This window comes from Bacillus sp. EB600 (genome assembly GCF_024494385.1).
Classification (GTDB): domain Bacteria; phylum Bacillota; class Bacilli; order Bacillales; family Cytobacillaceae; genus JAEVLT01.
In genome coordinates this window covers 1-22,438 of sequence record NZ_JAEVLT010000017.1, presented here as the reverse complement: position 1 = coordinate 22,438, position 22,438 = coordinate 1, and the positions used below count along the sequence as shown (strand labels likewise).

Annotated in this window: 19 protein-coding genes; 11 read left to right on the top strand and 8 right to left on the bottom strand. The window is 36.9% G+C overall.

What is annotated here, in order from left to right:
* Positions 1-646 precede the first annotated feature (646 nt).
* Positions 647-2,158, top strand: a complete 1,512-nt coding sequence (locus JN080_RS16875) for a DHA2 family efflux MFS transporter permease subunit (RefSeq protein WP_375141681.1) — start codon at positions 647-649, stop codon at positions 2,156-2,158.
* Between the two features lie 571 nt (positions 2,159-2,729).
* On the top strand, positions 2,730-3,203 hold the full coding sequence (locus JN080_RS16870; protein WP_256237159.1) for a helix-hairpin-helix domain-containing protein: 474 nt from the start codon (positions 2,730-2,732) through the stop codon (positions 3,201-3,203).
* Positions 3,204-3,329: 126 nt separating this feature from the next.
* On the opposite strand, the gene JN080_RS16865 is transcribed toward JN080_RS16870, so the two are convergent.
* Both JN080_RS16865 and JN080_RS16860 read right to left on the bottom strand, forming a co-directional pair.
* Entirely contained in the window at positions 3,330-3,908 is a 579-nt protein-coding gene (locus tag JN080_RS16865) for a DUF899 domain-containing protein (protein WP_256237158.1), read from the bottom strand.
* Between the two features lie 554 nt (positions 3,909-4,462).
* Entirely contained in the window at positions 4,463-4,597 is a 135-nt protein-coding gene (locus JN080_RS16860; protein WP_256237157.1) for a BA3454 family stress response protein, read from the bottom strand.
* Between the two features lie 302 nt (positions 4,598-4,899).
* Here JN080_RS16860 and JN080_RS16855 point away from each other — a divergent pair, with 302 nt between their 5' ends.
* Together JN080_RS16855 and JN080_RS16850 are read left to right on the top strand one after the other, a co-directional pair.
* A complete protein-coding gene (locus JN080_RS16855; RefSeq protein ID WP_256237156.1) occupies positions 4,900-5,121 on the top strand; it encodes a hypothetical protein in 222 nt (73 codons plus the stop codon).
* Between the two features lie 230 nt (positions 5,122-5,351).
* Positions 5,352-6,863, top strand: a complete 1,512-nt coding sequence (locus JN080_RS16850; RefSeq protein WP_256237155.1) for an MDR family MFS transporter — start codon at positions 5,352-5,354, stop codon at positions 6,861-6,863.
* A 45-nt stretch (positions 6,864-6,908) separates the two neighbouring features.
* Here the strand turns inward: JN080_RS16850 and JN080_RS16845 are convergent, their stop codons facing one another.
* Both JN080_RS16845 and JN080_RS16840 read right to left on the bottom strand, forming a co-directional pair.
* Positions 6,909-8,096 (bottom strand): MFS transporter, encoded by a 1,188-nt coding sequence (locus tag JN080_RS16845; RefSeq protein ID WP_256237154.1) that lies wholly within the window; start codon positions 8,094-8,096, stop codon positions 6,909-6,911.
* Positions 8,097-8,330: 234 nt separating this feature from the next.
* On the bottom strand, positions 8,331-10,253 hold the full coding sequence (locus JN080_RS16840; protein WP_256237153.1) for an LTA synthase family protein: 1,923 nt from the start codon (positions 10,251-10,253) through the stop codon (positions 8,331-8,333).
* 504 nt (positions 10,254-10,757) lie between these two features.
* Here JN080_RS16840 and JN080_RS16835 point away from each other — a divergent pair.
* Positions 10,758-12,044, top strand: coding sequence for a glycosyltransferase family 2 protein (locus JN080_RS16835; RefSeq protein ID WP_256237152.1), 1,287 nt, complete (start codon positions 10,758-10,760; stop codon positions 12,042-12,044).
* Between the two features lie 166 nt (positions 12,045-12,210).
* Here JN080_RS16835 and JN080_RS16830 read toward each other — a convergent pair whose 3' ends face one another.
* Positions 12,211-12,633 (bottom strand): Hsp20/alpha crystallin family protein, encoded by a 423-nt coding sequence (locus tag JN080_RS16830; protein WP_256237151.1) that lies wholly within the window; start codon positions 12,631-12,633, stop codon positions 12,211-12,213.
* 496 nt (positions 12,634-13,129) lie between these two features.
* On the opposite strand from JN080_RS16830, the gene JN080_RS16825 reads away from it, so the two are divergent.
* The 3 genes from JN080_RS16825 (at position 13,130) to JN080_RS16815 (ending at position 16,188) form a co-directional block, all read left to right on the top strand.
* Positions 13,130-13,444, top strand: a complete 315-nt coding sequence (locus JN080_RS16825; protein WP_256237150.1) for a nucleotide pyrophosphohydrolase — start codon at positions 13,130-13,132, stop codon at positions 13,442-13,444.
* 89 nt (positions 13,445-13,533) lie between these two features.
* A complete protein-coding gene (locus JN080_RS16820) occupies positions 13,534-15,297 on the top strand; it encodes a DUF2075 domain-containing protein (RefSeq protein ID WP_256237149.1) in 1,764 nt (587 codons plus the stop codon).
* Positions 15,298-15,558: 261 nt separating this feature from the next.
* Complete coding sequence (locus JN080_RS16815) at positions 15,559-16,188, top strand: coiled-coil domain-containing protein (protein ID WP_256237148.1); 630 nt, start codon at positions 15,559-15,561, stop codon at positions 16,186-16,188.
* A 222-nt stretch (positions 16,189-16,410) separates the two neighbouring features.
* Here JN080_RS16815 and JN080_RS16810 read toward each other — a convergent pair whose 3' ends face one another.
* On the bottom strand, positions 16,411-16,929 hold the full coding sequence (locus JN080_RS16810; RefSeq protein ID WP_256237147.1) for a DoxX family protein: 519 nt from the start codon (positions 16,927-16,929) through the stop codon (positions 16,411-16,413).
* A gap of 280 nt (positions 16,930-17,209) precedes the next feature.
* Between JN080_RS16810 and JN080_RS16805 the strand changes: the two genes are divergently transcribed.
* A complete protein-coding gene (locus JN080_RS16805) occupies positions 17,210-18,325 on the top strand; it encodes a M20 metallopeptidase family protein (RefSeq protein WP_256237146.1) in 1,116 nt (371 codons plus the stop codon).
* A 433-nt stretch (positions 18,326-18,758) separates the two neighbouring features.
* On the opposite strand, the gene JN080_RS16800 is transcribed toward JN080_RS16805, so the two are convergent.
* Together JN080_RS16800 and JN080_RS16795 are read right to left on the bottom strand one after the other, a co-directional pair.
* Positions 18,759-19,157 carry a DUF1259 domain-containing protein gene (locus JN080_RS16800; protein ID WP_256237145.1) on the bottom strand — a complete coding sequence of 133 codons (399 nt, stop codon included), beginning with the start codon at positions 19,155-19,157 and terminating at the stop codon, positions 18,759-18,761.
* 438 nt (positions 19,158-19,595) lie between these two features.
* Complete coding sequence (locus JN080_RS16795; protein ID WP_256237144.1) at positions 19,596-20,111, bottom strand: DoxX family protein; 516 nt, start codon at positions 20,109-20,111, stop codon at positions 19,596-19,598.
* Positions 20,112-20,718: 607 nt separating this feature from the next.
* Between JN080_RS16795 and JN080_RS16790 the strand changes: the two genes are divergently transcribed.
* Both JN080_RS16790 and JN080_RS29900 read left to right on the top strand, forming a co-directional pair.
* Positions 20,719-21,864, top strand: coding sequence for an HD-GYP domain-containing protein (locus JN080_RS16790; protein ID WP_256237143.1), 1,146 nt, complete (start codon positions 20,719-20,721; stop codon positions 21,862-21,864).
* A gap of 174 nt (positions 21,865-22,038) precedes the next feature.
* Complete coding sequence (locus JN080_RS29900; protein ID WP_375141679.1) at positions 22,039-22,263, top strand: hypothetical protein; 225 nt, start codon at positions 22,039-22,041, stop codon at positions 22,261-22,263.
* The last annotated feature ends 175 nt before the right edge of the window (positions 22,264-22,438 follow it).

Below are 22,438 nucleotides of genomic sequence, written 5' to 3'. Positions count from 1 at the left end.
TTTTCTTGGTGGTATAAAATATTGTGAAGTTATACACTTAAACGAACAGGTGCTCTAACACAATAAGGAATAAAACGCGAGCAATGCCTCGTCTCTAGGTTTTTTATAGAGACGGGGCTTTTTTATACATTAATATAACAAAGGAGTGTTTTTGAATGAAAGATAATCCATTTTGGAAGTATATTCATCTTGAAGTGTTATCCTCAAGCAATGGTACTGCTAATGTTAAATGCTTCAGATTCTGTTCACGGAGGAGTGCTTGCAACACTCATTGATACTTAAAGTGGAAATGATGTTCTTTCCACACTAGATTCTAATTAAAGTACAGTAACAGTCGATTTAAATATAAAATACATAAAGCCAGCTAGGGGTAATGCATTGTTACATTTGAACAACCATCTGATGTAGCAATTAATGAAGTGATTATTCGTCCTACATATCAAGAGTTTTAGGTCAAACTCTTTGACAACAAATTGACACACTATATAATAGTAAACATTGGGATTTACTACAGTAAAAGCAAAAATACTTCATATATAAGTGTTCCTTCTTATTCAATTACAAAGCAAAAAATAACTTTGACTTTCAGTTTATTTAATAACTTCACCAAAAATTAATAATAAAAAGTACATATGGGGGAATTTACTTGTCAACCGCAGAAAAAAAATCAACGCAGCCACTTCGAATAATACCAATTTTTGCAGTTATGCTGGCTGGGGGCTTTATAGCATTTTTGAATCAAACCGTTATTAATGTGGCGCTGCCTCCAATTATGAGTTCTTTTAAAGTTTCAGCAGATACTGCCAACTGGTTAAGTACCATTTTCTTGTTAACAAATGGTATTGTCATCCCTATCACTGCTTTTTTAATGCAAAGATTTACAACTAGACAATTATTTTTGTTTTCAATGGGAATCTTCGCGGTTGGAACCGTTATTTGTGCGGTGGCACCTGCCTTCACAGTTATCTTAGTTGGAAGGGTCGTACAAGCTATTGGTGCAGGAATTCTTTTTCCATTAATTATAAATGTTATTTTTACGATCTTCCCAATAGAGCGGCGAGGGTTTGCTATGGGAATCTTTGGAATTGCTTTGAACTTTGCACCAGCTATAGGACCGACATGGGCCGGCTGGATTATCCAAACATATTCCTGGCATGTAATGTTTTATGTTATTGCGCCAATTGCTTTTATTGACTTTTTTATGGCCATTTTCTTTGTGAAAAATGTGACAGAGACCAGTCGCCCAAAACTTGATGTCCTTGGTGTTATTTTATCAACGTTTGGATTTGGCGGTTTACTTTATGCCTTTTCGACAGCAGGATCAAAGGGGTGGGGTGATCCAGAGATCGTTACCTTGTTTATTATCAGTGGGGGAAGTCTGATCTTGTTTGTATGGAGGCAGCTTACTGTAGGTCAACCTATTTTAGAATTTAGGATTTTCAAGTACAGGTTGTTTACGTTAACGACCATCATTAACGTTATTGTTACGATGGCCATGTTCTCGGGAATGATTTTAATGCCGATCTATATGCAAAATGTTCATGGCTTCAGCCCTCTGCAAGCAGGCTTCATGCTCTTGCCTGGTGGAGTGGTGATGGGGATTATGTCGCCAATCACTGGAAAGCTCTTTGATCGATATGGAGCAAGGTGGTTAGCAATTATCGGCTTAGCTATTACGATTCTTACCACCTATGCTCTGACAAGGCTACAAACTAATACAGCCTTTTCTTATGTTTTATGGGTTTATACTGTCAGGATGTTTGGTATTTCTCTTTTGATGATGCCAATCTTTACAGCGGGTCTTAATGACTTGGGACTTAGTTTAAATAAATATGGTACTGCTATGATTAACACATTAAGAATGGTTGCAGGGGCTGTTGGATTGGCGTTCTTTGTCTCCATCATGACCAATCAAGGGAAAAAACATATAGAAACAATGATGAGCCAATACCATATTTCTCCAACGGATAAAGTTCATATGGCAATGATTGTTAAGCAAGGAACGGTTATGGGAATTAATGATGCTTTTATGGTTGCAACCTATCTAACTATTTTAGCTTTTATATTGTCTTTCTTTATTCGAACAGGAAAGCCTAGCAAAGAGGGAGAAGTAGCTAATCAAAGGAGAGTTTTAAGAAAAGTACCAGAGCCACAGTGAACCAGTTAACTAATTGCCTGAACTCTGTGGAAATCACAAACAATGGTGAAAAGAAAAATATATAAACAAATGCAAAATGCTATTGCAAAAAATGGAAGGCGTTCAATTTTATCTTCATAGAAACATTTCGAAGAATTTCACTTAAACAATTGGGTAGCTTTAATACAATAAGGAGAAAAATTAAAGAGCCCGAAATATGTAGGTTTTTATGCACTTTTTGTATATTTTGGCTCTTTTTGCATTCATAAAACATACTGCTATAAACAGCATTTTTATATGCCGAACACAGTTAGGACTTTACTTGGAGAGGTTGGAATGATCGCCTCGTTTGCCTGATGAACAACTGCTTCAGCCTTTCAAGACAAATCATACCCACAGAGGGTCCAGGTCAAGTCCTTAAACGCTTATCTATGGATACAAAGATAAAAGGTGCACTATTCCAAGGATTTGCAGTTGTTACTGTATATATGCCCCCTTTTGTTGAATAAAACCATCAAAATATTATATTATACAAATAGAATCATTGCCTAAATATATTTAAAACGACTGTATGGAAAATAGGGTGTATTAAATGAAAAAGTCTTCTCCAAAACTACCTTTAACTGCCGAAGAAAAATTAAATTTAAGAAGATGTAAAGTAAAATTATGTGAGATTGCCGATATGGATGTCTCTTCATTATCCAAGTGTCTAAAATCTTCTTTTGAACGTGCCAAGTATCTTCGTGCTGTGGGCCAATTTCAATCTATACCTTCTATTGGACCAAAGTTGGCTCAATGGGTAACTGAATTGGGATTTTATTCTCTTGAAGAGATTAAGAATGAAGACGGTGCTAATCTAACTGATAAATTGGAAGAACTATTCGGATATTGGGAAGACCCTTGTGTGGAAGATTCTTTACGTTGTATAGTATATCACGCCAATTATCCTGATAGAGATAAGAGCTGGTGGTATTTTACAGATGAGAGGAAACAATATCGGGAGCAAAATGGGTATCCTGCTACAAGACCTACAACTCCTTGGTATGAAAAGAAACCCCGAAAATGAGTAGGGTAAATTTTATCTCACTTGAAATGGGGATGTTGCGGTCCCTTTTTTTGAGCTAAGAGTTCAGTTTAGTTCAACACTAAAAATATCTTTTAACGAAAAGAGCGAGGTACTCTCCGCCTGATTTTATACTTTTGGAACATATTGATCATGATGCCGCAGTCCACGATCGTCCCGTCGACCTTTTGGCACTAAATCGAGAAATTGGTATGTGATATTCATCATGTCAATGCCACGAGCGTAAGTCGAGTATGTATGAAATATATTTCCTTCTTCATCTTTGTAAAAAACGCTCACGCCCTCCCTGTCAGAACTCATAGGATTCTGGAGTGTATAGTTGTAAAATGCTTGCTTTTTCTCTACTTCATCTTCTGTGAAAGATGCCTGATAATCATAATTAAAATCTGTATGTCCTGATGAATACGAAGGAAATGTCCAACCCATTCGTTTTTTGAATGCTTCCAGCTTTTCTAAGGGTGCACGAGAAATACAGACAAAAGAGACATCACGGTGAAGTAAGTGCGGTATCATCCCACTGTAGTGATCTGCCCAAAAAGAACAATGTTTGCAGCCCTGATCCCAACTAGGATCGAACATGAAATGATACACAATCAGCTGACTTCTTCCAGCAAATAAGTCTGATAGTGGTACCTTACCGTTGGGACCGTCAAATGTGTAAGACTTGCTGACAGCTTCCCACGGCAAATCTCGTCTCTTCTGCGTGAGTTCATCCCGCAACTTCGTTGAATTCCTTTTCTTTCTGAAGCAGTTCTTTCCTCGCTTCGATCCATTCATTCCTGGGCAGAACTTTATGTTCCATAACAACACCTCATCATCTAGTTTTCACACCTATTCTATCCAATATCAAACCTGGTATGCTTTTGCCTCTTCAAACCAAAACAATCCAATAAACAGTTCTTCAGTAGAAGGAAGTTTTAATTAACGGTCTTATTTGGGAAATCTCCAAGGTATTGAAGCCTGAGTATCTTGGATACGGATTGGCAAGAAATCGCATAGACGAAAGTGAAAAAAGGGGCGCTGCAAGAATTTGGTTAAACGCATTTAAGGATGGAGAACATATGTACAAAAATGGGCTTTACTTATGAAAGTTAGTGAAATGGAGCTGTTTCTCTAATATGTTTATGAACATTATAATACGATTTTGTAGAAGGATTTTGATTTTTTAAGATTTTAATAACATCAGAAAAGTCTTCCAGGTTTAGAGGAAAAGAAGAGAACGAAATAACACAAGTTGTTGCTTAATTTGCCCATTGTTTTACAACTTGTTCTTGTGCTATTTGGTAAACCTCTTCTTCTGATTGTTGTTTGTTAGCTATTACATTGGTTTGATAAATTTTCCCCTTGAATGTAACGTATATTGTATAATTGTACATTTTGTGCTTGCTCCTTCCTTTATAATATTGGCTTAACAATTATATTATAAAAGTAAATTTTTAAGCTCCGATGGATTTTATGTAAAGGTTTATTAAGTTTTTCCCCTCTTGAAAAGGAAAGATAAAAATTAAATTTTACAGAAAATTAGGCTTGAATTTGGCTTGACATGATAAAGACACTGCTTTTTTTAGATAGAGGAAGGTAAAACGTTGAAGTAATAGCACCTTTTTAATGCGATTCGTAACGTTTAGATACTAGAAATAGAACGTTAGTTCGCGTATAATGGGATTGAGGTGCCAACATGTCATATCATATTATGCTGACAAGGAAAGTTTCTAATTTAGAAGGTCAAACACAAATTGCGGTTCAAGTAATGGATTTAAAGAATGGACAAATCATTTATTTTACGCTTGATGAACTTGAAAAAAATGAGTTGCCGGAAGAGCTGAAGGAATATATAAGGGGCATTTTACCCGACATTGTAGAAGGCAGATGGCTGTATAGTGGGAAATTCTATAAATGATAATGAATGACCAATTAGTGAATAGTGTATTACTTTCTCTTTAAAGGTACTCTACAATGGGAAACAATAAGTTTTTCATGACCAAATTCTACGCTTCTTGTATGACTCTATAATCCTCTTACTAATTCGGTTCATTAGGGTAAAAAAATCGTTTTTTAGCAGGGAGTAAGCTATACTATTTAATGTTCATTTTTTAAATGCCATTACTAATTTTTAAGGAGATAAGAAATATGTCAAAAACAATGACGAATCGTAAAATGGTAACAGTTGCGATGCTTGTTGCTATTCTTTTAGTCGCCATTGATGTCACTGTTGTCAGTACGGCGATGCCTCGGATTGTCAGTGATCTTAGTGGGTTAAAATTAATAAGCTGGGTTTTTGCTATCTATACCCTTACAACTTCTGTAACGACTCCCATTTATGGAAAATTAGCTGATTTATTTGGAAGAAAGAAAGTTTTTATTACCGGGGTCATTTTGTTTGTAATCGGCTCGATGCTATCTGGTGCTGCTCATACGATGACCCAATTAATTTGGTTCCGCGCCTTTCAAGGGATTGGTGCTGGTGCAGTGATGCCGATCACCTTTACGATTATCGGGGATCTCTACCCTGGTGAACAGCGCGCAAAAATGCAGGGAGTGTTTGGCGCGGTCTGGGGAATTGCAGGTCTTCTTGGCCCATTAGTTGGCGGCTTTTTTGTGGATCAAATCAGCTGGCGTTGGATCTTCTATATTAACTTACCTGTTGGTTTAATCTCACTCATTTTAATCACTACTTTTTTCCATGAAACGTTTGAAGAGAAAAAGGATCATAAAATTGATTATCTTGGAGCGATCACCTTTACAATTGGGATTTCATCTCTGTTATACGCTCTTCTAAATGCTGGTCCGGGGCAGAAATATGCTTGGAATTCAGCTCCAATCTATTTACTATTTGCAGTTGCGGTAATCTTTATTGTGCTCTTTGGCTATATTGAAACAAAAGTGAAAGAGCCGATGCTTCCACCATCGTTATTTCGGATACCTGTTATCTTAGTTTCAAATCTCGTGGGTTTTCTATCTAGTTGTGTCCTAATTGGGGTTAACGTTTATTTACCAATGTGGATTCAAACGATCCTTGGCCACAGTGCAACGAGCTCTGGACTGACCTTAATGCCAATGTCTATTGCTTGGCCATTAGGGGCAACTTTCGCCGGACGTTATATGTACAAAATCGGTTCTAAGCTAACTGCTGTCCTTGGTGCAATTTTTATTGCACTTGGGGGAACGTGGCTACTGGCCCTGGGACTTGGCTCACCGTATTGGTATTTCGTTGGGATTATGATTGTCATTGGCCTTGGGATGGGTTATGCCACAACCCCAACGACGGTTCTTGTCCAATCAGCGGTTGGCTGGCAAATGCGTGGAGCAGCAACCGCTTCAAACACATTTACTCGTTCCATTGGCCAAACAATTGGGATTGCTATCTTTGGTACCATTTTTAATAACTCGCTCCTGACTTATGGAAAAGAACATTCAAATGGAGCATGGGGCGGAGGAGGCAATATTAGTAATGTATTAAGTTCAGGTGCCATTAATAAGTTGCCTGCAAACGTTATTGATATGATCCATCAAGCGCTCTCCCATGGGATGCACCTTGTGTTTATATTGGTGTTTTTCCTCGGGATCGCAAACCTCATTGTTTCTCTCTTCCTTCCTGCACACAAGAAGGTAATGGAACAGCAAAAGCAAGTCCAACAGTGAACGTCTAACGAAAAGCCGCCAATCTTGGCGGCTTTTCGTTTGTTACTATTTTTTAACATAGAGTTTTTCAGGTTGATTTATCATTACTTTTGCTTCCTTTAAAAAGATGAATACAAAGACAATTACAGTAACGAAGGCTGCCAATCCACTATACAAGAATACTGTTCGCAATCCCACGTAATCGCTGGCAACACCTCCGGCCATACTTCCTATGATTCTAGCTAATCCCAAACCAATTAATCCATTCAGTGTCTGTCCAGAGGCCTTTAGTTCCTTTGGTACTTCTTGATTGATGTAAATGGCTAGTGTTACCGTTAACACGATGAAAATTAAGCCATGAAGCAATTGAATCGGCAGGACGAGATAGGGATTATGGACAAAGTAAAGCAAAACCCAGCGGAGTCCGGCAAAGAAGGCGGTACTTAGAAGGACAGCAGGAATGCCAAACCGTTCAACAATCTTATGTCCAAAAAGTAAGAAAGGCAGCTCACTCATTGCTGAGACAAGCATGGACCAGCCTAGTAATCCATTATCTGCGCCTAATTGTTGGTAGTAGATTGGAAAAAAAGCATAGTAATAACCTAAAGTAATCTGAACAATAAAATTCAGCAGCATAAACAGCATTAGCTTTCGGTTTTTTAGTAAGACAAGCAGGGAGACCTTTTCTCTATTAGACTGATGACCCTTTATTTTTGGCAGTCCAATGATGATGACTAAAGCAAGCAGCATAACAACCGAGTAGACTGAAAAAAGACTGTTTATATTCCTTTTTGCCATCATACCAAAAACAACAGACATCACAGCAAATCCAATGGTCCCTGCTAATCGAATCGGTCCAAAAGTCCATTTCGTTCGTGACAGATGTTCTAATGTGATCGCATCACTTAATGGAAAAATAGATGCTTGAAAAAATGTGATCAGGCAAATCATGAGCAATAAATAGATGTATTGATTGGATAGAGGAAAAAACAATGCAGAGACAGCGCTCCCCAAAATAAGGATTTGCAGTACATTATTTTTACTCTTCGAACGGTCTCCTATGCTTCCCCAAACAGGCTGAGCCAAAATGGCAACTAGAGGTCCAAAACTTAATAACGTTGCAATCGAAGTCTGACTTAAGCCAATACTCTTCAAGTAGACAGGTATAAAAGTATTGTATACCGCGCTTCCCATATAAGTTATCGCATACAAACTAAGAAAAAATAGATAAACACGGATGGATTTGTCATTCAATCATTTTCACCCCAAAATCCAAAATCAAGTAATATTCATTTTACCTCGATAATGGATTTCAGTCTATTTTTGACAAAATGATTTTTAGACAGCAGGGGGCAGCAACCTGATGAATAAATCACTTGAAAAAATTTTTTCATCAAAAGTATTGTATAGGGAAATCAGCAAGACAAGAAAATCCGGGCGTTCCGGGCAGTAACTAGGCATTGGAGATTTTTGAATAATCTTTGGGAGCTAAGCTCCCTTTTTTTTAGTCGGTCCTAAATATTGATAATCACTTGGATTGATCGGTTTAAAACCATTTGGATGATAAAAGCGAAGCAAATCTTGGTTTACGACCATGTCAGACATCTGTAGTTCAGTTTTCACTTTGTCAACGAAGCTATTGCAGTCTTTTTGATCAGCAGCGAGATCCTGTGTTTCCACGCTATAGCATTTGTCACCGGATTTAATCAAATCAGTTGAAACAAAATCTCCATTCCTAAATGCAAGCCAATTCCGGTGCTGTGGCGATAATAGATCGGAACCAAATTCGATATAATCTTTTGTATCAATTCCAAGTAGATGAAGAAGAGTTGGCCGAACGTCAACTTCACCGCCCACTTGATGTTCTACTCCTCCTTTAACGCCTGGAACATGTATGAACAATGGAACCCGCTGGAGATTAGAGTCCATTACCGGTGCGATGTTATCCACTCCCAGCGCTTTTGCCAGGGCAGGATAATTGTTACTGGAAAGTCCGTAATGGTCACCATAAAGAATAATCACCGTCTTGTCGTACAATCTATCTTTTTTAAGGGCAGCAAAGAATTGCTGCAGTGCCTGATCCATATAATTTGCAGATTGCACGTATTGATCTACGGCCCAGTCCCCAAAATTTCCTTTTGGAAAATCGGTATCGCCTGGATCAATCTCAAAGGGAAAATGGTTCGAAAGCGTGATGAATTTCGTATAAAACGGTTGTTTTAGACTTTCGAGCATCGGCATGCTTTCAGCAAAAAACGGTTTATCCTTCATTCCGAAATTCTTTGTATTTTGCGGTGTCATGCTGAAATAAGAGGCATCAAAAAACTGGTCGTACCCTAAGGACTTGTACATAACATCCCGGTTCCAGAAAGTCTTATAGTTTCCGTGGAAAACCGCCGAATTGTATCCGAATCCTTTTAAAATGGCAGGTGTTGCTTGATAGGTGTTCTGCGCTTTGTTTATAAACGCAGAGCCTTGATTCAAAGGATAAAGCGAATTTTCCATTAAAAACTCCGCGTCGGACGTTTTTCCTTGGCCGGTTTGATGATAAAAATGATCAAAATAAAAGGTATTGTCTTCATGAGCCAATGAGTCCAAAAAAGGTGTGACAGGTTGCCCATTCGGCATTTTCAAATCAATCATGAAATTTTGGAATGATTCCATTGAAACAAATAGGGCGTTCATCTCCTTCGCTTTTCCAAAAAGTGCAGGATTAGGAGGGGTATAGCTTGCCTTTCGGTAATTCTCCACATTTGTAAGATTGCTGCTGGACGCGAAAACACGCTGACTTGATGTTTGGATATTTTGAATAATGTCAAAGATAGTAAAATTGTACGCGCCCAAATATTTAACAATATAATTCCGGTCAAAGGTGAGGGACAAAAGGTGTGGTCGGTCTTTTTCTGCGAGACTTAAATTAAGTAAAAAAACGATGATCGAAAACAAAAAAACGAATTTGTAGGTTCTCCGAGTTTTGACTTTCACCTGTTTAAATAAAGTGCAGGCAAGAACAATCAAGAGAATCGTGTCGGTAAAATAAAAAATATCAGTTAGTGACATCAAACCTGCAGCACTGTCACCTAAACCCCCCGCATTGGATTTTGCCTGAAGCAAAACAGGGACAGTAATAAAGTCATTGAAGAAGCGGTAATAGACAATATTGGCATACAATAAAAAAGACAAGAAAAAATGGATTCCAATCAATACATGTTTAAAGTACTTTTTGGAAAGAAGAGCGAAAGCTAAATAGAAAAGAGCGGAGCTCAAAGGATTAATAAATAATAAAAACTTTTGAAGAGTATTTTCGGTATCCAGTCTAAACTCAAATTGATAAGCAATATACGTTTTAATCCATAACAACACAACTGCAATGACATAAAAAACCAGATAGTTTTGAGCAGCTTTTTTCATGTTTTTCTCCTTTCAAGCCGAACTCAATAACTATATCATGCTAGTTTTTAAAAAGAAAATACACCTATTCATTGCAGTTGATTAGATGTAGCTTCTGGGCTATACCCATGCAAAGGGCTTTATCCTGACGTTACAGTATTTGGTTCAAGAGTTGAATTTCAAAACAACAGGTTGGGGTGCTTTTGTATTTTTTTGAATGTTTAAAAATTTACTTAGGATTTACATAATTTTAATGCTTGGTTTGAACATATGTTATATACTTATTCCTTAAGGGATAAGTACATATGATTAATACCTTTTGCAACATGCATAGAATTTATGCAACAGGAGGGGAGTAATTCCTTTACGAAACTTTATCCTTTTCTTTGAAATCCGCTACACCCAGCAATATGACTTTGACTTTTAGATCCATTATTCTGCACAGCTTTCATGATCATGCAGGTCAATGGAAAAGCAGCGGAAGAATGTAAAAAAATAAAATGATAATATCATGGGGGTATCAGCTTGGACTTGACAGTATCAGCTTTTATTAAAGATTTTAATATGATCATGTTCCTATTATTTGCTTTGATGTATTCGTATCAAATTGTATACATGTTTGTTTCATTTAAAGCCAAACAGGAAAAAACTCCTAGGATGCGGAATGTTCATTTTCGCAAATACGCTGTGATCATCTCAGCGCGAAATGAAGAACTCGTCATCGGACAACTGATTAAAAGTATAAAAAACCAGAAGTATCCCGAGAAATTGATTGATATTTTCGTTGTAGCAGACAACTGTACCGATAATACAGCCCGGGTTGCAGAGGCAGCGGGGGCTATTGTCAGGAAACGCTTCAATAAGGCTTTGATTGGAAAGGGGTATGCCCTCGATTATATGTTGAATATCATCGAACGGGAATATTCATCCAGAAAGTATGATGGATATTTTGTGTTTGATGCCGACAATCTCCTTGATGAGAATTATGTTGCGGAAATGAACAAAACCTTCAATCAAGGATACAGGGTAATCACCAGTTATCGAAACTCCAAGAATTACGATCAGAATTGGATTTCTGCAGGTTATGCACTCTGGTTCCTGCATGAGGCTGAATATCTCAACCTGCCAAGAATGGTCCTTAACTCCAGTTGTGCGATTTCTGGAACAGGATTTCTTTTACATGCTGATTTGATCAAAGAAAATGGAGGGTGGATCTATCATCTCCTTACAGAAGACATTGAGTTTTCAGTTTCTCAGATCATTAAAGGCGAAAAGATCGGATACTGCAGAAGCGCCATGTTCTATGACGAGCAGCCAGTCACCTTCGAACAGTCTTGGCATCAGAGATTACGTTGGGCGAAGGGCTTCTACCAGGTTTTTTCTAAATATGGAAAGGATTTGTTTGGCGGTATTTTTCAAGGAAAGCGTAACAGCTTTTCATGCTACGATATGGCCATGACGATCATGCCAGCTATGCTCGTTTCTAGTATCAGCATTATGGTGAATGGATTATTCTACTTAGCGGGTTTATTTGAATTAATTGAAGGGAAAAGGATTATTCATGCCACCATTCTGGCAATGGTAAAGTCCGTTGGCTGGTATTATGGGGTACTATTTACCCTTGGTTGCATTACAACATTGACGGAGTGGAGAAAAATTCATTGCTCCGGCTGGAAAAAAATCGCTTATACAATCACTTTTCCGTTTTTTATGATGACCTATATACCAATTTCTGTCGTAGCCCTGTTTAAGGACGTTCAATGGAAACCAATTGCTCACACAGTGGCGAAATCGCTTGATGACGTACGATAATAGCATGATTCGATATGAATCACGGGTGAATCACGGGGACGGTTCTCGCGTCACCTTCGGGGAACGCGAGAACCGTCCCCGTGAAGTATGCATACAAAAAGCCAGATGCACTAGTGCATCTGGCTTCAATTATTCCAAAAATTTAATGGAGAAACATTCATGGGTATTATTGAATATTGATTTTATAATTTTGTTCTAAGTTTTTTTGATCATTTTTAGGCAAATTAATATTTAATACGCCGTTTTCGTATTTGCATTCAATGCCATCAAATTTAATATTATTCATGATAAATTGACGTTTAAAGGAACGACTTACGCGTTCACGGCGAAGATAGTTAGTTGCTTCATCACTGTTTTCGGTTTCTTGGTTAGATTGAGCTTCAATTGTTAATAAATTGTTATTGTACGTTACATTGATATCTTCTTTATTCATACCAGGAAGATCAATAGCCATTTTATAATTATGTTCGTTTTCTTTAATGTCTACACTTGGTTGATTCGTTTTTGTAAAGAAAGAATCAAATGCATGATCGAAGAAATGAGTTTGTGGAAAAAAGAAATCACGACTTGTTGGAAATAAGTTTGCCATAAGACATTACCTCTTTTATAAAATTTTTTCTTCGGGGGATCTGGCTCATCCCTCTTTACATATATTATAATACAACTTATTAGCACTCACTTCAATAGAGTGCTAATAAGTTTTAATTTTCAAAAAATCTCATCGCTAGTACAATTTATTATCAAGTCTGATAGAATTGGGAACCAAACTGGAATACTTTTTTCCTCCAAAATTTATGAAGATATTCGCTAATTGAATTAAAAACGTTGATAAAATTAATGGATACTTTATAAATGAAGGTTTGATTGAAGAGTTGAGCTTGGTTTAGTACCAATTGAAGATGGTGCATCTGTTTCCTTACACTGAATCACGGGGACGGTTCTCGCGTCACCTTCGGGGAACGCGAGAACCGTCCCCGTGAAGTTCTTTAGTATAACATTTATGTGCAATTCCAAAACACCAAGTGTTAAAATAAGGTAATAAGGCAATAGTACTATTACACAAGTTGCCAACAGGAGCGAAAATTATGAAAGAAATAATACAAAAGGTTCTAGCCTTCCGTGATGAAAGAGGCTGGAAAAAGTACCATAAGGAAAAGGATTTGGCCATTTCAATTTCCCTGGAAGCAAATGAATTGCTTGAAAATTTTCAGTGGAAGTCAAGTGAAGAGGCAGTAGCAGCATCAGAAGAAAATATTAAAGAAGAGATAGCTGATATTTTAATTTATTTAATACAACTTGCAGATAAAATGGATATTAACTTAGAAGAGGAAGTCTCTAAAAAGCTGGTTAAAAACGCAGTGAAATATCCAGTGAACAATAGTGAGAAAACAGTAAAATGATTATATACAATGAGACCTCTTCTGCTTTTTTAAATCATATTTACGAGAATAAAATTGGCTACGTACTCAAAGAAAAAGTGTTAAAGAAAATGAATAAGGTAGTATCACCTAGTGAGTTGAGATCATGGGAAAGATCACTTCCTCAAATGGCAAAGGTGTTACGTGATGCCGATTTAAAAGAGGATACACATGTTTTATTAGAATATAAGCTGCCCTCCACGGAAAAGAGAATTGACTTCCTCATTACAGGTCAAGATGAACAGGGATCAAAAAATGCAGTTATTATTGAACTAAAGCAATGGGAAAAGGCAAAGACTGCCGAAGGAGATGGCATTGTAAGAACATTTTTGGGAGGTAGAGAAAGGGAAACAGTTCATCCCGCATACCAAGCATCATCGTATAAAAGATATCTACTGAATTTTAACGAATCATTATATACTGACACATCTATCAAACTTCACGCTTGTGCATACTTACATAACTATATTATGGCAAGTTTCAGTGAGCCGCTGCTGGACAAACGGTATGGTAAATATATTGAGGAATCTCCCTTGTACTTCCAATTTAACGATAGGGATTTAGCAAAGAATATTCGGCATTTAGTTTCAAATGGAAAAGGAAAAGAAATTGCAGAAACGATTGAACATGGCAAAATCCGTCCTTCAAAAAAACTGGTGGAGACTGTTGGATCATTGATTGCTGGCAATGAAGAATTCGTGTTGCTTGATGAACAAAAGGTTGCCTATGAAAAAGTGGTAAGCCTGTATAACAAATTGAAAACAGAGACGGACCAAAAGCAAGTCATAATAATAAAAGGTGGTCCGGGTACTGGAAAATCTGTCATTGGATTAAATGTAATGAGCTATATGCTTAGTTCGAGAGCATATGTAGAGTATATAACTCCAAATCAAGCATTTCGGGAAGTCCTGCGTAAAAAGTTAATTGGGTCATCAGGGCATGTAGAAGTTAGAGATTTATTTAAAGGTTCAGCATCTTATGTAGAAACACCTAAAAATTACTTTGATGTCCTTATTTGTGACGAAGCCCATCGTTTAAAAGAGCAAGGACATATGAAAAAGAAAATCGCAGGAGAAAATCAAATAACACAAATTATAAGATCTTCCCGTATAAGCGTATTTTTTATTGATGATACTCAAAAAATCTCTAAAAAAGATATTGGCAGTGTTATGGAGATAGAAAAAGAAGCCTCGAGATTTGGAGTAAGCATCTACATTGCCGAACTCGAATCACAGTATCGATGCTCTGGTTCGGGAAATTATATCTCATGGCTGGATAGTTTATTAAATAATGAAGAAGTAGATTCCCCGCTTGAAGGAGATTTTGATTTTAGGATTATTTCAAGTCCTCACCAATTAAAAGAGGAAATCGTGGATAAACTCGGGGGTCGGCTATTAGCCGGTTATGCATGGGATTGGACGAAAAATATTGTGGACGGTAAGTTAGCCGATGATGTTGTCATCGAGGAGCAAAACTTTTCCATGCCATGGAATGATCCAAATAGAATTGACTGGGCTATTCACCCAGATTGTGCATACCAAATCGGGTGTATTCATACAGTCCAGGGGTTAGAAATGGACTATGTAGGTGTGATTATTGGTAAAGATCTTGGCTATGACGAAGAAAATAAAAAGCTCATTGTAAGAAGAGATGAGTTCAAAGATAAAGGTGCTAAACCGGCTAAGCCAAAAAAAGGGCAAGTAGATCCTCTTGAACAACTTGTTCGCAATACGTATAAAACGTTAATGACCAGAGGCATGAAAGGTTGTTATGTCTATTGTTGTGATAAAGGGTTGGAAAGATATATTAAAGAGCGTATAAAGGGTATAAGCTAGTAACTTTGATTCGTTTTAGGCACATTCATTTTTTTGAATGTGCCTTTTCTGTGCTTTACGGATTACAATTTTAAATATTTTATTTTTAAAAGGAATTCAATTACCTACTATTTCACAATGTATTATGCTTTGAATTAGTTGACGGCTGAATCTTCCAGTGGTGACAAACTGGTTTGTGACATCAGGAATATTTTTGAGAGTTTAGAAAGAAAGAATGGTAAAATATGATTATAGAAAAATAGTAAAAAGGGGCTAGTTAGTATGAAAAAAATTTTGTTAATTATAGGTGTTATTGTGGTTTTAGTAGTTTCGTATAGTATTGGTCGTAGCGGTGCAAGTACAGAAATAAATGGTCAGAAGGTTAAATATGATGCTCTAGTTAAAAAGACTACAGATACTAAAAAGAATTTAAACGCTGTTCAAGACAAATCAAATAAATTAGAGGACCAGTTTAAAGGTAGAAAAGCTCAATTTGATCATGCTGCTGAACTTGCAAGTAAAATAGACAGTCTTCAATCTGATATCGATAAAAAAACAGGAGAATTAAACGGGCTTACTGATAAAATCAATACTGCCAATTCAGATATTCAATCCAAGCAAGCGGAATTAGATAAGCTTACAGCTGGTGTAAAAGCAAAACAAGATGCGCCTAGACAATTTAGTGCTGGACAATATACAGTGGGCAAAGATTTTCCCGCTGGACGTTATAAGGCTGTTCCTGTAGGAGAAGGTTCAAACTTTTTTATTCATGATGGTGATACTGGTATGTCAACGGTAAATACAATCCTTGGAAGTGCATCACAGGGATACGAGCCTGAGTATGTTTTCAATTGCAAAGATGGTGATATCATGGAAACTCATTCGAGTGTTAAGCTAATTGCGGTCGAATAATGCATAAAAATATGTATAGGTAAGTGTCCGAAATAGACTCTGATGCACAGGCACCACTCGAAATTTTTGTTTTAAAAAGGTTTCACGAGAATGTATAATTCCAGAAGTTTAGTATTTCGATACCCTTCTTTTTAACTTTGTTTGTAAAAAATAATTAGGATAAATACCTATAAAAAAAGCCCCTCATTCTAGCAAATCGTTCTAGAATGAGAGGCCTTCGCGTTATGCACTTAATTTTTCAACTGTGTTGTGATCTTTTGCTGTTGTTTTGCGGATGAATGGAATCACCCAGCGGTCTAGACCAATCCGGCCTGCATTAAAACCTGCAGCTATTATGAATACACCCAATAGAATGCAAAGTGCGTTAGTAGAAATCGTACCGGCCATTACGTAAGAGAAGTTCATTACGAGTGCAAAGAAGGCAGCGGCGGTTGTCAAGCAGCCAAGAATTAACCCTAAGCCCACCAGAAACTCACCTAATGGAACAATTGTATTGAAAAGGTGGGCATTTGGCAGTGCAAAGTGTTTTAAAAAGCCAACATAAGTTGCATAGACAATACTACCGTCCGGACCTTTCACCGGATTGGCAATTGCCCCTTTTAATAAGAATCCAGATGTATCGAAACCTCCTGCTGCAAGTTTATGGTAGCCGGCAATTAAGAATTCATAGCCAAGATACAAGCGAACGACAGTTAGGATAGCGGCAGCGATTTTGTTTTCTCTTAAAAATCGATTAAACATGTGGAAGACTCCTTTATTTAAAAGCTTTATAATTAACTTGATTACACTGTTATTATAATTCTATTATCTCGAATAAAATATAATTTGTTCAACTGTTCATATGTTTGTAAAAAAGATTTGAACACAATTGTCACGAATAAGCATTCGTGCATTTCCTGGCTAAGAAAGTCCGAGCCGCTCACAACTTTCTATTATGTAAAAATTTTTTCTGAATCGTCACTTTGAAGAGAGTCTATAGTTAAGTTGGGAGAGTATCATATAACAAGAGGATGGAGACAAAATGGAAAAGAAAAATCTGGAGTTAGCTAAACAGCTGCGTCATGAATTACATCAACACCCTGAACTTTCAAATCACGAGGCATGGACAAAACAACACTTAATCGATTTTCTTAAAAAACATACAAAGCTTGAAATCGTAGACAGGGGCCTTTGGTTCTATGCGATTTATCACACTGGTGAAGACAAAAAGAACATTGCGTACCGGGCAGATTTTGATGCTCTCCCTATTGAGGAGACCATCGACATCCCCTATGCTTCGGAGTTCCCGGGAATTTCACACAAATGCGGACATGATGGTCATTCCGCATCCCTTGCAGGGTTTGCACTGGAAATTGACCAGAAGGGTGCTGACAAAAACATCTTTTTCCTCTTCCAACATGCGGAAGAAACAGGAGATGGTGCTGCTCGGTGTTGTGAGATGATTAAGGAAAATAATATTGAAGAAATTTTCGGTTATCATAACATGACTGGCATACCTCTCAAGTCCATTGGCATTATTGACGGAATCACTCACTGTGCATCTAAGGGAATGACGATTCACATGGAAGGTGCACCAGCTCATGCCAGTGAACCTGAGAATGGAGTCAATCCTGCTTTTGCAATTGCCAAGATAATTGATGCGATTCCTGAATTCATCTCTACAGAAAAAAGCAAAGGTTTAATCCTTTGCACTGTTGTTCAAGTAGCGATCGGCGAAAGAGCTTTCGGTATGTCCGCAAGTAAGGGTGATTTGCTCTTAACGATTCGTGCTCTCTACGAAGAGGAATTGGATAAGCTGCAGAAAAACCTTGAAGATCTTGCTAAAGCTCAGGCAGAAGAATTCGGCCTGAAGGTAAGCTTCGCCTACAACGATGAATTCCCTGAAACGGTTAACCATAAGGAAAGCGCTGATAAGGTCCGCAAAGTCAGCCAAGAAAAGAGCTTTCAGTTAGTGGAACTAGAAGAAGCCTGGCGTGCATCTGAGGACTTCGGCTACTATACCAAGCTGACAAAAGGTGCATATTGCTACATTGGAAACGGCGAAGATTATCCAAATATTCATACTTATGAGTATGATTTCCAAGATGAACTGATCGAAACCGCAGTTGAGCTTTTCAAAGGACTTGCTGAACTCTAAATCGTACTCAAATGAATATTATTACTCAAGGTGAACTAGAATATTTTCTGGAATGGTTGAGAATGGCTTCATGATATGATCTCCTGACAATTGATTAATAATCTGGTGGTAGAATCAGCGATCTGAAGATTGAGAGAGTACCGCTTGTAGAAGTTGAAAAATGTAAGTCTATTTTGCTCAAAAATGGAAAGACCCTAGCAAACGGTGCTTAGGGTCTTTTTCCTATAAAAACACGAACAAAGGGGATGGGGAGAATTTTTCACTTTCAAACAAAGGGGATAAGTTTGTTGTGATCAAATTCACATACTAAATATAACATGGAGCCCAAGGTTTTTCATCACTTTGTGATTTGTTTAACAATATTGTCAAATTCATAAATAAAACTAACAAGGATTTTAGATGGTAAGAATTTTGCTTAAAGCAGATCATAAAATCATGAAAGGGAATTTATGGCATTTCGTACTTTCTTTGCAAATGACAAAGGCTCATCAATGGACCTAAAATTCACATGAAATATTTTTGGCTCATTGAATAACCAATGTGCTTTTACTGCAGAAATTTTAATCCCTTGCATACGTAGCTCTTGAATAAAAGGGATGACTTCTTTTTCAAGAAGTGGAAAATCACCTATGTTTAGCTCCATTTCATTTTTCTTATTGATCGAATCAAACGCGAAAAAACCGAATGAAGTGGTTGAACTAGGATGTCCCATGATTGTCAATTGAATATTACGAGTTACTTCTACAATACACATATTTTTTTGAAAAGAATGGCATCCTTCCAATATTTGAGCGAAATTATTGCACAAGGTTTTAGTGCTCGATTCTTCCATATTTTTAGCACTCCTGCATGTCAAAGTTTTGTATAAACAACTCTTTTCTTTGATGTGTCGTCACAGGCAAACAAATAACTTGGTTCCCAGTGTAGGTAATAACTCAAAAGATAACGATCAAAAATGAATCCTTTTTTATACTTTGGGTATTCGGAAAGTGACTTGTTCTTGGTATTATTTTATGTACAGAGTGTTAAGGTGCTTGGATTATGTGTTTTCTTCATAAAAAATTTTTGCTGCAATATTACTTTAGCGATCATATGAAGGTACTAATACATTTGGGAGAATTGAAATGGAAAAAGATCCCTAAAAATATAGAAGGAGGGGAGTAAAAAACGCAGATATTGAACAAAACGTTTCACGAGTATGGCTATCAAAAGAGTATACAAGAAGTTTGGATGAAAAAAGCCCCTCATTCTAGAACGAGGGGCTTTTGCGTTAAGCACTTATTTTTTCAGCAGCATTATGATCTTTTGTTGTAGTTTTACGGATGAATGGAATCACCCAGCGGTCTAGACCAATCCGGCCTGCATTAAGTCCGGCAACTATAATGATGACCCCTAGTAGAATGCAAAGTGCGTTAGTAGAAATCGTACCGGCCATTACGTAAGAAAAGTTCATCACGAGTGCAAAGAAGGCAGCGGCTGTTGTCAAGCAGCCAAGAATTAACCCTAAGCCGACCAGAAACTCACCTAATGGAACAATCGTATTGAAAAGATGTGCATTTGGAAGAGCAAAATGTTTTAAAAAGCCAACATACGTAGAATAGACGATACTGCCATCTGGACCCTTCACCGGATTGGCAATAGCACCTTTTAAGAAACCAGAAGTATCAAAACCTCCGGCAGCGAGTTTATGGTAGCCGGCAATTAAGAATTCATAGCCAAGATACAAGCGAATGACAGTTAGGATAGCGGCAGCGATTTTGTTTTCTCTTAAAAATCGATTAAACATGTGGAAGACTCCTTTATTTAAAAGTTTTATTAGTAACTTGATTACACTGTTATTATAATTCTGTTATCTCGAATAAAACATAATTTGTTCAATAATTCACATGTTTGTAAAAAAGATTTGAACGTAAATTGTCACAATAGGAATTTTGTGCATTTACCAATTTTTATTTATCTTCTTTTTATAGTAAGGTTTTAGAACCATATAAGAAATCTAAAAAGGAAGTTCAAATCATTAAGGAAAAACTAAATGATTTAAAGGCTTTTCTGGATATTAACAGGGGAATCAATTTGTACAGATATATCTAAGTGGAATTCAGGAGGTGAAATCGTATAAAATGCTTGCGGATCCAGATAAATTGGAACGCAAATCTCTTGGCTTGAGTCTTGCATAATAACCTGCACATCATAAACAGATTTTTATTAGATATCTCATTTGACAAAGGATTACATCCCACTACAATTAGTTATTATCTTGACATAATATTGCTTTAACATTAACAATAAATACATACTTCTACTTTTGCTGTTGCTGTAGCTAAAACTATAAATGACTAAGAAAAACTATGAAACAGCTCATACTGAAATGGAAAGTTTGAGGGAGACGAAAAATGAAGGTTAATGAAAGATCACTAATCGAAGGATTATCATATGCTTTAGACGTAGCGGAGAAAAGCTATTTCTCTCACGCAAAACATGTAGCCTATACCTCATTTATGATCGCTAAAGAATTAAATTTGCCAAAGGAACAGCAAACAGATATTTATTATGCAGCTCTACTGCACGACATAGGGGCAAGTAATTCCTGTTCCATTGAAGATCATTGTATTGTAGGTAGAGATATCATCAACAATTTACCTGTTAAAAATAGTATTTCGGAATATGTTTTTTACCATCATGAGCATGTAAATGGAACTGGACCGTTTCATTTAAAAGGAGAAGAAATCCCCTTTCCTGCGCAAATTATATGTTTTGCAGATTTTTTTGATACAGGCTTTAGTGGTCCAAAAAACATAAATTATGCTTCATTTAAAGAAATAACTGGTTGGTTAAATGAAATTAAAGCTCTGTTTGATCCAGAAATATTTACTGCTTTTCGAAAACTGATTGAGAAGGAATATTTCCTTTTAGACTATTTCAATTATGAATTTAATAATATTCTATCTAGAAGAATCGAAGTACAAGAGAATGAATTGAATTGGGAAGGAATAAAAGGGTTTGCACAGGCTTTTTCTAAAATCATTGACATGAGAAGTCCCTTTACCCACCGTCATTCTATTGGTATTGCTGAATTAGTGAACAAAATAACGAAAGAGTTAGGTTATGATTATGAAATACAAAATAAGATGTATGTTGCAGCTTTATTACATGATGTAGGAAAGTTAGCAGTCTCAAATGATATTTTAGATAAAGAAGGAAAGCTAACTGAGAAGGAACGTTATGAAATCAATAAACATGCCTATTATACAAGATGGATATTAGAACAAATTGAAGGATTTGAAGAAATTACGGAGTTTGCGTCCAACCATCATGAAAAGCTCAATGGAAATGGCTATCCATTACATTTATATGAAGATCAAGTAGGAGAACTAGATAGAATCATGACCATATGTGATATCTATCAGGCTTTGACCGAGGAACGGCCTTATAGAAAACAAATGCCAATTGCAAAGGTTTGGGCACTAATTGATGAAATGGTTGAGCAAAATCAGTTAGATGGAGTTTTAGTAGGCAGAATAAAGACGATATTACCATAAAAGTAAACAGCAAAAAGTCGGTTGGGAACGTTTTAAGAGGGGCAGCCATTCAGAACTGGAATGAACCCATATTGGGTGGCATTTTTGGTGCAGTTTTAGGGTTAATTCTGTTTTCGATAACATATAAAAGTTCCCGTACTTTCTTTAAGCAGATTAAAAAGTCTGACCCAGAGGGTGTACTTTTCAAGCGGTATGATTACCATTTCAGCTCAAATCTCTGTCACTGCGTCAATGATATATATTCCCATTTCGATTGCAAATTTAATTACGATGTCTACCCCAGTGATTGTTACGCCAATCAGTTATTTCCTTTTTAAAAATCAAGAAGGTATAACCTTACGCACGGTGGCAGGGATTATTCTAGTTATGGCGGGTATATTTTGTATTATATTAATTTAAGGATTTAACGAATCCCGAAAGAATTCCCCTTCCTCAAACCTGTGAAAGGCAAAGCCCAAGGTTAGGGAGGGGATGAATTTCGGTTGGCGTAAGACAAAACATTTGTTCTCTTTCCTTTTCATTTGGTATAATTAAACATATATATATTTCGAGGTGATGGTAGTGTTGTTGAATC